Source organism: Streptomyces sp. NPDC001530 (genome assembly GCF_042894545.1).
Lineage (GTDB): Bacteria > Actinomycetota > Actinomycetes > Streptomycetales > Streptomycetaceae > Streptomyces.
On sequence record NZ_JBIAVS010000032.1, the window covers coordinates 1 to 13,283 of the forward strand.

Annotated in this window: 11 protein-coding genes and 1 tRNA gene; 5 read left to right on the top strand and 7 right to left on the bottom strand. The window is 69.8% G+C overall.

Features of this window, described 5'->3' with window-relative positions; all coding sequences use genetic code 11:
* Positions 1–21 precede the first annotated feature (21 nt).
* The 3 genes from ACFY0T_RS43785 to ACFY0T_RS43795 all read right to left on the bottom strand — a co-directional run bounded on the left by ACFY0T_RS43785 (position 22) and on the right by ACFY0T_RS43795 (position 2,637).
* A tRNA-Pro gene (locus tag ACFY0T_RS43785) sits at positions 22–95 on the bottom strand.
* A 105-nt stretch (positions 96–200) separates the two neighbouring features.
* Entirely contained in the window at positions 201–968 is a 768-nt protein-coding gene (locus tag ACFY0T_RS43790; protein ID WP_388884124.1) for an NPP1 family protein, read from the bottom strand.
* Between the two features lie 235 nt (positions 969–1,203).
* Positions 1,204–2,637 carry a hypothetical protein gene (locus ACFY0T_RS43795; RefSeq protein ID WP_388884196.1) on the bottom strand — a complete coding sequence of 478 codons (1,434 nt, stop codon included), beginning with the start codon at positions 2,635–2,637 and terminating at the stop codon, positions 1,204–1,206.
* Positions 2,638–2,981: 344 nt separating this feature from the next.
* Between ACFY0T_RS43795 and ACFY0T_RS43800 the strand changes: the two genes are divergently transcribed.
* Positions 2,982–3,431: a hypothetical protein gene (locus ACFY0T_RS43800; RefSeq protein ID WP_388884125.1), complete on the top strand. Its 450-nt coding sequence runs from the start codon at positions 2,982–2,984 to the stop codon at positions 3,429–3,431.
* Between the two features lie 61 nt (positions 3,432–3,492).
* Here ACFY0T_RS43800 and ACFY0T_RS43805 read toward each other — a convergent pair whose 3' ends face one another.
* Genes ACFY0T_RS43805 through ACFY0T_RS43815 form a run of 3 tightly spaced genes read right to left on the bottom strand, consistent with a single transcriptional unit; the run spans position 3,493 to position 7,011 of the window.
* Positions 3,493–4,533: a ComEC/Rec2 family competence protein gene (locus ACFY0T_RS43805; protein ID WP_388884126.1), complete on the bottom strand. Its 1,041-nt coding sequence runs from the start codon at positions 4,531–4,533 to the stop codon at positions 3,493–3,495.
* Positions 4,534–4,555: 22 nt separating this feature from the next.
* A complete protein-coding gene (locus ACFY0T_RS43810; RefSeq protein WP_388884127.1) occupies positions 4,556–5,842 on the bottom strand; it encodes a hypothetical protein in 1,287 nt (428 codons plus the stop codon).
* Positions 5,839–7,011 (bottom strand): caspase domain-containing protein, encoded by a 1,173-nt coding sequence (locus ACFY0T_RS43815; RefSeq protein ID WP_388884128.1) that lies wholly within the window; start codon positions 7,009–7,011, stop codon positions 5,839–5,841. Before ACFY0T_RS43815 ends, ACFY0T_RS43810 begins: the two co-directional genes overlap by 4 nt.
* A 129-nt stretch (positions 7,012–7,140) precedes the next feature.
* Between ACFY0T_RS43815 and ACFY0T_RS43820 the strand changes: the two genes are divergently transcribed.
* The 4 genes from ACFY0T_RS43820 to ACFY0T_RS43835 all read left to right on the top strand — a co-directional run bounded on the left by ACFY0T_RS43820 (position 7,141) and on the right by ACFY0T_RS43835 (position 12,966).
* Positions 7,141–8,250 (top strand): DUF2235 domain-containing protein, encoded by a 1,110-nt coding sequence (locus tag ACFY0T_RS43820; protein ID WP_388884129.1) that lies wholly within the window; start codon positions 7,141–7,143, stop codon positions 8,248–8,250.
* Between the two features lie 85 nt (positions 8,251–8,335).
* Positions 8,336–9,367 (top strand): 3-oxoacyl-ACP synthase III family protein, encoded by a 1,032-nt coding sequence (locus ACFY0T_RS43825; RefSeq protein ID WP_388884130.1) that lies wholly within the window; start codon positions 8,336–8,338, stop codon positions 9,365–9,367.
* Positions 9,368–9,437: 70 nt separating this feature from the next.
* Positions 9,438–9,965: an NUDIX hydrolase family protein gene (locus ACFY0T_RS43830; protein ID WP_388884197.1), complete on the top strand. Its 528-nt coding sequence runs from the start codon at positions 9,438–9,440 to the stop codon at positions 9,963–9,965.
* Positions 9,966–10,440: 475 nt separating this feature from the next.
* On the top strand, positions 10,441–12,966 hold the full coding sequence (locus tag ACFY0T_RS43835; RefSeq protein WP_388884131.1) for a SpoIIE family protein phosphatase: 2,526 nt from the start codon (positions 10,441–10,443) through the stop codon (positions 12,964–12,966).
* On the opposite strand, the gene ACFY0T_RS43840 is transcribed toward ACFY0T_RS43835, so the two are convergent.
* Entirely contained in the window at positions 12,941–13,279 is a 339-nt protein-coding gene (locus ACFY0T_RS43840; RefSeq protein WP_388884132.1) for a hypothetical protein, read from the bottom strand. The two genes, ACFY0T_RS43835 and ACFY0T_RS43840, sit on opposite strands and share 26 nt — an antisense overlap.
* Positions 13,280–13,283: the final 4 nt, after the last annotated feature.

The following is a 13,283-nucleotide window of genomic DNA, read 5'->3' on the forward strand; positions in this document are numbered from 1 at the left end:
CTGCGAAGACCCTTCGCACCGTCGGGACGACAGGATTTGAACCTGCGACCCCTTGACCCCCAGTCAAGTGCGCTACCAAGCTGCGCCACGTCCCGATGCTTCTCACCCGGGGGTGACCCCCGTGTTCGTGCAGGTAAACACTACCGCACGCGGGGGAATGGCCTTGCACGTCGGCACGGTCGGTGGCGCCCTCGCGTCGATCAGGCGTTGGGGTCGAACGAGATGCCGGCCGGCTTGGCCCTCTCCAGGTGGTAGTTGAAGTTGCCGTCCTTGAGACCGAAGGTGGCGCTGCCGAAGTCGTACGCGCTCAGCTTGTCCCTGAGGCCGGCGGGGTAGCCGTTCCAGCCGACCAGCGCGGGGAACTGCCAGGTGTGGTAGTGGTTCTCCGGCGGTTCGTCGTTGGAGTTGGCCGGGCGGAAGCAGTGCGTGCTGACGCCGTCCTTGTGGTAGACGACCTTGGGGTGCGTGCCGTCCCAGCGGATCTGGTCGCGGCCGTAGATGTTGAAGTTGCCGTGGGCCGAAGTGGACACGTACTTGGCCTCGTTGTCCTGCACCCACACCACGACGTGCTCCCAGTCGTGGCGGTGCCCGCCGAGGCTGCTGCCGGCCACGGCCTGGTCCTTCTCGAAGTACAGGCCGTACATGATGGCGCACCAGCCGTTGTTGCACTTCTCGCGCGCGTAGCCGTTGGTGTTGTCGAGGTCCCAGGAGTCGTGGCACTGGCCGTTGAGGGCGCCGGTCGGCTTGAGGCCGCCGTTGATGGTGCCGTCGGGGCCGATGGCGGGAGTCGGGTAGCAGCCGTCCGTGTCGTAGTCGTAGGCCGGTTGGAACGTCTGCTCCAGTCCGTCCGCGTTCGCGGGCAAGGCCTTCGGCGGGTCGGCGAGCGCGCTGCCGGGAAAGGCGACGACCAGTGCGACGGCGCTGCCGAGGATGAGCGAGACCCTGCGGATCCGCGAGCTTCTCTTCACTGCGTCCTCCAGATCGACCGCGGCATGGGGGCAGGGCAGGCCATGCGTCGTCTTGGCATGCCCAGCTCAGCTTTCCGGGCCGTTGTGGAAAACGCCAGCGTCTGGAGGTGTCGGAGCGATGAATGATCAACCAATGGGGAGAGTGGGGTGGCCCGTTGGGCGCCGAGGACGTGCTCGACGCCCAACTCCCGGGCCTGGTCGCCTGGTTGCCACCGGGCCCGGCCGGGTCGTACGGCTACACCTTGCCATCGGCGAGCTTCCACTCCCGGTGCAACGTGCCCAGGGGGATGCTGTGTTGGAAGACAGGTGTGCCGAAGACGGACAGCTGGATACGCAGGGTGCCGGTCAGGTCGACGCCGCCGTAGACGGCCCAGGCACCTGACGCTCCGACACCGGTCTTCGCCGTGGCGCCGGTCGCGGACGTGGCGTCGACCGAGCCCGCGGCCTCACCGCGGAGATACGGGGCCAGGTCGGCGGTGACGCCGACTGTTCCGTACAGACCGACGGTGGCTTCCGCGCCGAGGGACGCCTTGACGCTTCCGGCCGCGGTGACGGAGGTGCGTACCGGTGAGCTCGTCATGTGCGACTCGTTCACGGGCGTCCAGCCCTTGGCAGGGCCGAAGGTGCCACCGGCCTTGAAGTCGCCCTTGAGGTCCTGCTCGATGTCGACGGTGACATTCCCGTCGGCGCCGATCTGGAAGTAGCAGGTCAGATCGAGGTTCACCACGACGGGAATCGGGCCGACCTGGAGTACGGGGTCGGCGTGCAGCTTCGCGAACGGCAGCCGCACGGGCTGGGCGGAGGCCGCCGCGCGCCCCTTGACCGCCCACCGCGAGGTCCAGTCGCCGGAGACGCCAAGGTACGCCGCCGCCGGTCCGGAACCGGTCGAGTCACCGCCGTAGGAGAAGTCGACCTCGGGCGCGACCTGGACGAAACCGGACACGGACGCCGTCGCCGAGGCCGGTGCCCCCTGTGCCGTGCCGACCTTCGCCCCGACGTCGATCCGCAGGCTGCCGAGCGGGACCTTCGTGCCCTCCGGTCCGGAGTGGATGTCCCCCGTCTTCGCCCAGGAGACCTTCACCTCGGGCAGCAGCCGCTCGACCTCGAAGGACGCGGGATCGACGGGGACGGAGCCCTTCGCCTCGTCGTCGCCGAGCAGGGTGTCCAGGGTCGTCGGCGCGGTCTGGACCTCGGTGCCGTCCGCGCTCTCGCCGATCACCTTGGTGACCTTGGCGAGGAGTCCGTCCGGGGCGCCGGGCGCGGGGGCGCTGGCGATCACGTCGCCGACGGCGGTGCCGCGCGGCCGCGCCGTACTCCCGGCACTCGGGGACGGCGACGAAGCCCCCTCGTCTCCGGATCTCCCCTCGCCTGTCGAAGTTCCTTTGTTTTCAGGGGATATGACGGCACGTCGGGTGTGGCTGTCGTACGACTTCACTTTCAGCCCGGTCTTACGGACCTTGCCGCCCGTCGCACCCGGCCGCGCGACGGCGGTCGAGGTGGCTGCCGCCTCGGGAGCGGCGGCGACGGCGAGCGGTTGGCCGGTGTCCGCGGTCGCGATGGCGGAGGCTTCGGCACCCTCGGCGCGTTCGGCGGCGGAGGGGGCGTGCGCACCGGGCTCTGCGGAGCAACCGGCGGCAAGGAAGAGGGCGGATGCGGCGAGCGCGGGCATGACGGCGCGCAGGGGCCGCTTGCGGATACGCAAGGTCAGTCCTGAGGGGGGGTGGGGGGTGACATGGGATTACCGGCGGGTAACCAGGGGTGAGCGTGTCATGAACCTGTGAAGCCCCGCTCCACCTTTCCGCCTAATCCGAGGGTGATGTGTGCCACGCCCGCGAGCGACGAGCAGTTCGAGGTTCCCGCTCTAACTCCCTTGGAAAACAACACAACTGATGGCCCATCGGGAGCTCAGCGGTTTGACGAACAGGACCCGGGCCTTCTAGGCCGCCCCGGGGTCGAAGCCATCGGCATCACGCTTCCGCCGGCAGTGCCGCTGGGAAACGAGATCCTCCGTGCGTGGGGTTCCAAGACCCTGATCATGCCCGGGCGCCAGGGCCCAATCCGACATGGATAATCTCCGACGCGGCCGCCACGGACGAACTTCTGGCGACCGTCGACGAAGCAAGCAGTGATGTGGCGGGGATTCCCGGACAGAGATACGACGGCTTCGGCTACCGGGAGTTCAAGGTCTCCGCAATAGGCGACGACGAAGAGTCCTGGTGCGGCTCGCTCCCGGCGCGCGAGAATCCCCGTCGGCACATGGCTCTGGTGGTCTGGCCCGGCTGGGACTACCACTGGTACCGCGAACAGCAGGGTGGATTCTGGGGGCACAGGCCGGGCAGCGCCGCGGCTCGGAACTACGACAACAGCAACAAGTCGATCACCGATCCGGAGACCTGCTATCGCGGTGGCTACACGAACAACTGCGGTTACTTCTACGCTGGAAGGTCAGTGGTCATCAACTGATCGGCGTCACTCCCGTGATCGTGGAACTCGATATCCTCGTACGCCGCCGTCAGTCCGGAACTCATAGGTCGAAGCTGACGAACCCGTCCTCCGCGTCCTCCTCCGGCGCCGTCACGGTGTAGCCGAAGCGGTTCTTGAGGGCGGGGACGTCCCATAGGGCCGCGCGGTCACGGTAGTTGAAGACGATGTCCTTCTCGGTGCCGCCGCGCTTGAGGATGCGGGCGAGGGCGATCTCGTTGGGGTGGTCGTGCCGGGCGCCGCTCGTGGATATCAGATAGCGGTCGCAGTCGATCAGGTCGAGCAGTTCGTTCGAGAGGTTGTGGTCGCTGCCGTGGTGGGCGACCTTGAGGACGTCGAGGTGGAAGCGGCCGCCCTCCGCCTCGGCCCGGGGTCGTATCGACTCCACGAGCCTGCGGTCGTCGGCGTCGCCGGTGAGGACGATGCGCCTGCCCTCGAACTCGAAGAGGAGGCCGATGCTGGTGAGGTTCGTCTTCGAGGTGTCCGGCTTGAACGGTGACGCGGCTAGCTGCTCCACGTTCGGGGCACCGAAGTGCTCGAAGCCCTCCACCGGGGGGATCTCGTCGGGGTCCCGGCCCGGGATCAGACCGTTCCTGGCGCATTCCGCGCTCCAGGCCGGGGCCAGCTTCTCCAGTTGCCCGCGGTCGGGCGAGAGCACGTCCATCGTGGAGCCGTCGTCGAACCACGCGAGCTCCCGTCCGACTTCGACGCTGCGCCCGCCGAACGCGTCGTTCCACGGCACCTTCTGCGCGAGCAGGGCGCTGGTGAACTTTTCGCCGTCCACGGCGCCGAACCCCTCGGCGTCCAGGAGCTGGTCGAAGCCGTTGAACCAGACGTCGCCGAACTCCACCGACCGGTCGGGGTCGTCCATCAGGGCGAGCACCCCGAGGATGTGGTCCTGGTCGACATGGGTGACGACGAGGAGGTCGACCAGGCCGTCGAGCCCGGCGAGCGTCGGCTTGATGAGCGGATACGTGCCCGCGCGGCCGCCGTCGACGAGGATGCGGCGTACGAAGGTGTCGTCGCCGTACTCCAGGAGCAGGCAGTCGCCGTCCTCGCCGGGCATCATGGTGAACCTGATCATTGCGGCCTCCCAAGCGGACCGGTCATTCCGGCCTCTTGTACAGAGCGACGATCACGAACGGCTCGCGCAGGTCGACGCGCCACGACAGGCGGCGGGCCTGCTCGAGCCGGTCGACGCACTCCGGGTCGTCGGGGAATTCGGACAGCCCGTGGATGAGGCGGCTCAGGCCCAGGGTGAAGACCGGCACTCCGCGGTCGAAGGCCTCGACGAGCGCGTCGCGCGCCGCCTCCCGCTCCGCCTCGCTGTGCGCCCGGCGCAGATGGCGCATGGCCCACAGCAGGGATCCGTCGCTCATCCAGTCGAACTCGTTCCGCAGCCGGGAGAGCCACGGGTCCCAGCGGCGCGGCCGCTCGGTCAGCTCGCTGCCGACCAGCACGTAGGCGCCGGCCACCGCCGCGAGCGGGTTCGCCATCGTGCCGTAGAGCATGCTCTCCGCGTCCTTGACGAGGGTCGCGGCCGAGTCGAAGGCGCCGCGGACCATATAGCCGAGGGCGGGTCCGACCTGGCTGTCGCGCACGATCACCGAGACGGCGCTGCCGGTGGGGCTCTGCCGTTCGTTGACGAGGACCTCGATCTGCGCGGACCCCCAGGGCGCCGGGAGGGTGACGACGTATTCGCTGCCGGCCAGCGCGACGACCAGGAACTGCCGTGCACCCGTGGGCCCGCCGAGCCTGGGCTCGCCGTGCTCGTCGACCGGGCCGTGCGGGCCGAAGCGGAAGAGCCGCGCCGCCGCGTCGCCCAGGTCCAGGCTGGGGACGGAACGGGGCACGGAGTGGGCGATCTCGAACACCGCCGGTCCCTGCGGGGGCTCCTCGGTGAGCTTGAGCATGGACGCGAACTGCCAGCTGGCCGTCTTGGGGTCGCCGACCCAGGCGGCGTGGCCGCGTTCGACGACCGAGGACCACTCCCGGACCCCGGAGCTCGATCCCCGGGAGCGGGGCACCGGTGTCGGCTCGCTGTCGTGGTAGGCCCCGTAGGACTCGATGTTGCCCATCAGGTACTGCCAGGAGTGCGACTCGTACGGCGAGGGCGCCGTGCACAGCGTCACGGACGTGTCGGTGCCTTCCCGTGCCTCGGCGTCCTTGGAGAGCAGGACGCCGGAGGGCAGCGTGACGGACACGGTGTAGCGGCCGGGTTCGACCTCGTAGCGTGCCGGCGGGGCCGAAGTACCGCAGGGGAAGAGGACGTTGCGGAGCGCGGCACCGCCGCCGCCGTCGGCAGGGTAGATGTTGCCGACGACTTTCGCCCCGCCGGCGACGTCGGTTTCGTTGAGGCTCAGCGCGACCCGCACGCTCAGGACGCCACTCATGGCTTCACCAGCTGTACGCGGCGGAAGACCGGACGTACGGTGACGGACTTGGTCAGCACGTCGTGGTCGCCGAGTCTCGCCTCGAAGTCGTAGTTCCCGAAGTGGAGTTCAATGGCCCACTCGCCCTTCGGATCCGCCTCGTCGACGTCACCGGGCGCCCGCCGGCGCCGTTCCTGGCCGCCCTCGCGGCAGACGAATTCGGCTTCGGCGTTGTCCTCCGCCCGCCCGCAGCTCACGTACACGGGGACGACGGGGAGTTCGGCCAGCTCGTGCAGCACGAACACGGGCAGTTCACCGACCGAGGGGACCTGGACGCCCGCGACCGCTCCGGCGAACTGCGGCTGATGCATGAAGTGGTCGATCGCCTCGAGGAGACCAGAGGTGTTGACCCGCCAGTCGCCCTCGGGATCGTCGCTCGCCGCACCGGCGAGGCTCTTGAGCAGCGCCTCGGTGAACAGGCTCACCTGCCCGGGCCGCGCGTGCGAGCGGTCCCCGGCCAGGGTGGCGTAGTACGGAATGTGGAAGCGTCTGGGCAGATCGAGCGGACGCGCCCCGGCTCCGAGCGGCGACCGCCCGGCGAACCGCGTGCCCGAACTCTCGATCAGCACATCGGAGTTGGACCGACAGGCGTCGACGAAGAACACCTGCTGGCTGGCCCTGCACCGCGCGAGCCCGTTCATCAGACCCGCGAAGTCCAGTGCGCAGTTGAGGGGGTTGTGCTCGTCGTCGAAGATGTCGGCGGCAAGGAGCGCCATGTCCTCACCTTGCGAGACCCCGTGTCCGCAGAAGTAGAAGATGAGCCGGTTGTCGACGTGGGTGTTACCGCGGTCGTACCAGTCCGTGATCGCGGTGAGGATGTTGTCGATGGTGGCGACGTCGACGTCGTGAGGGGTCTTCGTGCGCGGGTTTTCGAACGGGGTCGGCTGCTCCTCGCTCAGCAGCAGGGCGAGACTGCCGAGCGGTCGCCGCGGATCGTTGTACTTGGCCAGCAGCCAGTCCGCGAGGGTGCGGGCCGAGACGGGAGGCGAGCTGAGCTGCCGCATCCCGTCGGAGTCCGCCACCGGTGCCTCGCCACCCGCGAGATGCGGGTACTTGCCGACGCCGATGACCAGCGCGTGGGTGCGCGGCAGGCCGGCGCCCTCTTCGAGGTGAACTACGGAACCGGCCATGGATCCTCCGGAACCCGACTGAGCCGGAGACTGCCCGCGAGGCCGGAGACTGCCTGCGAGCATCATTTCCCTTATTATATTTATGAAAGTCCTATGTGTCCTGGTGTGTCAGTGAACGTGAGGTCCGGCATGGCCAAGAACCTCGTCATCTGCCTGGACGGCACGGGCAATCAGTTGAAGGCGAAAGGGAACACCAACGTCGTCCGGCTCTACGAAATGCTGGACCTCTCCGATCCCGGCCGGCAGATCGCCTTCTACGACCCCGGAGTCGGCACCTTCTCCGCCGCGGGTGCCTGGACGCCCGCCGCCCGGCGCCTGTCGAAGCTCTTCGGTCTCACCTTCGGCTCCGGAATGAAGGCCAACCTCGCCGAGGCGTACACGTATCTGATGGGGCATTACCAGCCCGGCGACCGGATCTATGTCTTCGGTTTCAGTCGCGGCGCGTACACGGCCCGCGCGCTCGTGGGCATGCTCAAGGCGGTCGGCCTGATGCGGCCCGGCATGGAGAACCTCGTCCCGTACGCCGTGTCCGTCTACGCCAAGAGCAAGGACTGGACCCGGCAGGACTGGGACCAACTCCACCATTTCGCGGGCGCCTTCAGCAACGCGGTCGACGGGCGCGTCGGCATCTCCGTCGCGTACCTGGGGATCTGGGACTCCGTCAAGGCGGCCGGTGTGCTGCGCTGGAACCTGCGGTGGCCGTACACCCGTCATCTCCCGAACGTCCGCCGCGTGCGCCATGCCGTGTCCATCGACGAGAAGCGCAGACCGTATCGCGAGTACCTGGTCACGCCCGACACGAAGCACCCCTCGCCCGACTCGGTCGAGCAGGTGTGGTTCGCCGGGGTGCACTCCGACGTCGGCGGGACCTTCGACGACGATCCGCGACTCCCCACCATCGCCCTCAAGTGGATCGTGGACGGCGCCCTCGACGAAGGCCTCCTGCTGAAGACCGGGGCGTACGCGCGCGAGGTGACCCTCGTGCCCGACGACGCCCTGGGGACGGTGCACCGGATGGGCTGGATCTGGGCCCTGCTCACCTACCGGCGCCGGGGCCTTCCGCGGGACGCGCACGTGCACGCGAGTGTCCGTGCGCGGCTGGAGCAGAACCCGGACCACGCGGACCGGATCCCGGCCGCGGTCGTCTGGTCCGACACCGAGTGGCTCACCGCTCGACGCGATGGAGAGCGGGTCGGGGATCGGGGGGAGGACGCGACGAGTAGGGGTGTCCTCCCATAGCACGAGGTTCCCAGGGTCGTCAGGACGCTGGGGCCTGCGCGGCAGTCGACACGGGCCACCGCGGACCACCGACCAGGAGCAGACCGTGACCGCTCAGCGTGGACCCCTCGCCACCGGAATTCGCGGAACCGGATCGTTCCTGCCTCCGGACACCGTGCCCAACAGCGTCGTCGCCGAGCGCGTGGGGGTGACAGCCGACTGGATCGTCCGCAAGACCGGCATCCACGAGCGCCGGTACGTTGCCGATCACGAGGCGACGTCCGACCTCGCCGTGGCCGCGGCGCGGGCCGCGCTCGCCGACGCCGGCGTCGGGGCGCGTCGACTCGGCTGGATCGTGGTGGCGACCTCGACTCCGGACCACCCCCAGCCGGCGACCGCGAGCCTGGTGCAGTACCGCCTCGGGGCGGCCGGGGCCGCCGCGTTCGACATCAACGCCGTGTGCAGCGGCTTCGTCTTCGCCCTGGTCACCGCGGCGCGCCTGCTCTGCGCCGATACGGCGGGCGAGGCACCGTACGGGCTGGTCGTGGGCGCCGACGTGTACTCGCGCATCATCGATCCGACCGACCGGCGCACCGCCGTGCTGTTCGGTGACGGCGCGGGGGCGGTGGTGCTCGGCCCGGTGCGCGCCGGATACGGCATCGTCGGCTCGGACCTCACCAGCTTCGGCGAGCACCACGACATGATCGGGGTCCCCGCGGGCGGCAGCCGCACACCCGCCTCGGAGAAATCCCTCGCCGAGGGCGAGCACTTCTTCCGGATGCGGGGACGTGCCGTGCGGGAGTTCGTGACGGCGGAACTTCCCGCCGCGATACAGCGGTTGCTCAGCACCTGCGGTACGGATCCGCACGCCGTCGACCACTTCGTTCCGCATCAGGCCAACGGGGCCATGCTGCTCGAGGTCCTGCCCCGCCTCGGACTCCCCCGCGCCCGCACCCATATGACGGTCGCCGAGCACGCCAACACGGGTGCGGCGTCCGTGCCGCTCGCGCTCGACGCGGCACGCCGCGCAGGCGCCTTCCACGACGGGGACACGCTGTTGCTGGCCGGATTCGGCGGCGGCATGTCCATCGGAACCGCCCTGCTGCGCTGGGACGGGACCGCCGCCCCCACGCGGTGAGGGGCGGGATCGGGCCTCAGCGGAAGAGCGAAGCGGCCAACTCGGAAAGTATGATCAACCAATGTCTGACATGACCGAAACCTCGCCCGGCTGGCTGAATCCCGACGAACTGGAACTGGCCCGCGCACGCATGCCGATCCTGTATGTCGAAGCGGTCCCCGTGCGCGTCGACGACAGTGGCGAAGTCACCCACATCGGACTCCTGCTGGGCATCGGACCGGACGGAACCGTCACCCGCTCTCTCGTCTCCGGCCGGGTGCTGCACCACGAACGGGTCCGCGACGCCCTCCTGCGCCACCTGGAGAAGGACCTCGGCCCGGTGGCACTGCCCCGGATCCCGGCCTCCCTGCAGCCCTTCACCGTTGCCGAGTACTTCCCGACGCTGGGGGTCACGCCCTTCCACGACCCCCGCCAGCACGCCGTGTCGCTGGCCTACATCGTTCCGGTGACCGGCGACTGCCGCCCCCGGCAGGACGCCCTCGACCTGGTCTGGTTCAGCCCGGAAGAGGCCTCGTCGCCGCTGGTCATCGACGAGATGCCGGGCGGACACGGGGTCCTTCTCAAGCAGGCCCTCGCCCACGTCGGCCGCCTGTCCTGAGCGAGGCCCCTGCCCTGAAAGAGGGAACGGGAAAGGCCGTCTTCTCATCGCTGAGAAAACGGCCTCCGACCTGCTCATGAGCTGGTCGGGACGACAGGATGTGATCCTGCGACCCCTGGCAGCCTCGGCGTCTCCCACCACGCCTTCCGCTGAAGCGAGGGGAGCCGCATCCGCTTGGCGCTTCCGTCGCCATGCTTCGGCCGAAAGCCGCCAAGTCGGCGTATGCGCACGGTCCTTGCGCCCTCAGTCACCCGTGGTCGGCTTACTTTCGAGACCACCTGGCATTCGAGTCGCGCACTCGAGGAAGGCCGCCGCGGCCGGTGAGAGCTGCCGGCTGCGCCACATCCGATGAACCAACGGCGCCTCTGAACCAACGGCGGCCCCCGCACCACCGATCACCGCCCCCCTGATTCCGGCCCGGCACTCGCCCACAGGGAGCCGCAAGCCAACCTAAAATGGAACAAATTATCCAGGGATGATCGAGGGCAACGTGTCGGCCAACGGTGTGGCATCGAGCTCGTACCCGTTCGGCGCCGCGACTGTCGGCGAAGCGCCCGAGCGCGACGAAGCGCTGGTCAGAGCCCTCGTCAGTGCCGTGGAGGTGACCGGAGCGCATGCCGGAAGTGTGTTCCTGCTCTCCAGCGACCATCACTCGCTCGTACTGGCCGCGGCGTGCGGGACACCGCCCTCCCTGCTGGGCGGGTGGCGTCGGATCCCGGTGAACAGCCGTATCCCGGTGGCGGAGGCATACCGCTCCGGACGGATGGTCCACCTGACCGACGCGGAGGAGACGATGCGGCGCTTCCCCCAGCTCTCGGTCGCCGTGCCCTATCCCTTCGGCTCTGCCTCGGTGCCCGTCAGAGCGGGCGGGTGGACCTTCGGAACGATGGCCGTGCTGTGGACGCCCGGGGCCGACCGGACGGGGCTGTCGAGGGCGCAGCGCCGGCAGCTGCGCTCCGCGGCCGACCGTCTGGGCACCGCCCTCGCCGGGCTGAGCGCCCACCGGCTGCTCGGCGAGTTGGACGAACGGACGGCTCCAGTGGTGGTCCCGGTGCCGTCGGCTCCGGTGATACGGGTGGGCCTGTTCGACTGGAACCTCGACACCGGAGCCCTCACGGCCGACGACGAGCTGTGCGCGATCTTCGGGATTCCGCCCCGCGAGTTCGACGGACGGTTGGCCACCCTGGCCGCCAGGATCGAGCCTGCGGATCTGCCCGGTTTCCGGTCCGCCGCCCGTGCCGCGGTCGAGGAGGGGCATGTGCTCGCGCACTACGTGCGCATCCGGGATGGCGGTGGGGGGCTTCGCACCGTCGAGCTGTGGGGCCGGGTACCCGAGAGCCCGCACGACCCACAGACGGCGTCCCATCTGGTCGGCGCCGTGCTCGACTCCGGAAGCGGCATGGCTGCCGTGGCGGCGCTCGAGCGGCTCGCGGACGGCTTCTTCGCGCTCTCCCTGGACGGACGTGTCACCTACGCCAACCACAGTCTGGAGGGTCTGCTCGGGGTCCGCCAGGACGAGCTGCTCGGCCGGCGTCCCTGGGACGTGCTGCCCTGGCTGGCCGATCCCGTGTACGAGGACCGCTACCGGGCCGCCGCGGTCTCCCAGCAACCGGTCTCCTTCCTGGTCCGCCGCCCACCCGACGAGTGGCTCGTCTTCTCCCTGCACCCGGGCGGGCAGGGCATGACGGGATGGGCGGCACCCGTGAGCCAGCCGGTGCCTGCCGGGACCGGACCCGGGGCGCCCGTCGCGGAGGAGGGTCCGCCCGCCTCCCTGTCGCCTCCGCCCACGGCCCCCCGCCTGGGTTCCCTGTACCGCGTGCTCGAGCTGGGCAGCGCCCTCACTGCGGCGGTCACCGCGCACGAGGTGTGTGATGTGGTCGCCGAGCAGCTGCTGCCCGCTTTCGGCGGTCAGAAGCTGGCGATCGCCGTGGTGGAGGAGCGGCGCCTGCGCCTGCTCGCGCAGCGCGGCTACTCGAAGCGGTTTCTCGCCCGGTTCGAAGGCAGCCCGCTGCACGCCCGGCTGCCCGTGACGGATGCGCTGACCTCCGGGGCACCCCTGTTCGTCGAGTCGCGGGAGGAGCTCCTCGAGACGTACCCCGGGATTCTGGTCGGCCGCTCCAACTCCTGGGCGTTCCTGCCGTTGATCGCCTCCAACCGCCCGGTCGGCGCCTGCATGCTCGGCTTCGACGACGTCCACCGGTTCCCCGACGAGGAGCGTGGCGTCCTCACCGCGCTGGGCGGCCTGATCGCCCAGGCCCTCGAACGCGCCAGGCTCTACGACGCCGAATTCGCCCTCGCCCGCGGCCTGCAGAACGCGCTGCTGCCGCACCGGCTGCCCACAGTGCCGGGCCTCCGCATCACCGGGCGCTATCTTCCGGGCACCGGGGGGATGGATATCGGCGGCGACTGGTACGACGTCATCCCCGTCGGCGAGGAGGTCGCGCTGATCGTCGGGGACGTCGAGGGGCACAACGTCGCCGCCGCGGCCACCATGGGCCAGCTGCGCAGCGCGATGCGGGCCTTCGTCACCGCCGGGCACCGGCCGAGCGACGTCGTCGCCAGCACCAACCGGCTCCATCTGGACCTCGACCCCACGCTGCTCGCCAGCTGCTGCTACGCCCGCTTCCATCCCCGCTCGGGGGTCGTGCGCATCGTCCGCGCGGGCCACTGCCCGCCCCTCCTGCGCCTGCCCGACGGCCGCACCGAGATCCTGAATGTGCCGGGCGGCCCTCTGCTCGGCGTCGAGGCAACGCCCCACTACCCGGAGTCGGAGCTGCACCTGGTCGCCGGATCGGTCCTCGTCCTGTACACGGACGGGCTGATCGAGAGGCGCGACTCGGACATCGGTTCCGACGTCGACCGGCTCCGGGCCTCACTGGCCCGCATGGGCGGGGACCGCCTGGAGGATCTGGCCGATGGGCTGCTCCAGGATGCCTGCCAGTCCCCCGACAGGATGGACGACATCGCTCTCCTGCTCACCGCATACGCCCCGCCGCCATAGACGGCTGCGGAACCACCGTCCACACGCGCCGAGTTCGGCCCGTCGCCCTGAGACACGCAAGCTGTGCGCCTGCTCGGTGAGGGAGGTGGCACCCGAGCAGGGCTCGGCCGAGATCGCCGAGGCGTCCGGCCGACGGGAGGACAGGTCCAGGATCCACGGGGTGGCACAGGGCGTGGGCGCCCGGCGAGGCGACGGGCCGGTCTTGGGCGTCGAGGACGGGGCCGAGGATGACGTCCAGGATCCACACGATGGCCGCGAGCACGGTGCCGTTGACCGGGTTGTTGACGAGACCGCCGACCAGTGCGCCGATCACGGTG

Coding starts and splice junctions, on each gene's coding strand:
- ACFY0T_RS43805 (WP_388884126.1), bottom strand. CDS start 4,533: ATGATCAGGTTCACCATGATGCCCGGCGAGGACGGCGACTGCCTGCTC.
- ACFY0T_RS43830 (WP_388884197.1), top strand. CDS start 9,438: ATGACCGAAACCTCGCCCGGCTGGCTGAATCCCGACGAACTGGAACTG.
- ACFY0T_RS43820 (WP_388884129.1), top strand. CDS start 7,141: ATGGCCAAGAACCTCGTCATCTGCCTGGACGGCACGGGCAATCAGTTG.
- ACFY0T_RS43815 (WP_388884128.1), bottom strand. CDS start 7,011: ATGGCCGGTTCCGTAGTTCACCTCGAAGAGGGCGCCGGCCTGCCGCGC.
- ACFY0T_RS43810 (WP_388884127.1), bottom strand. CDS start 5,842: ATGAGTGGCGTCCTGAGCGTGCGGGTCGCGCTGAGCCTCAACGAAACC.
- ACFY0T_RS43795 (WP_388884196.1), bottom strand. CDS start 2,637: ATGCCCGCGCTCGCCGCATCCGCCCTCTTCCTTGCCGCCGGTTGCTCC.
- ACFY0T_RS43835 (WP_388884131.1), top strand. CDS start 10,441: ATGATCGAGGGCAACGTGTCGGCCAACGGTGTGGCATCGAGCTCGTAC.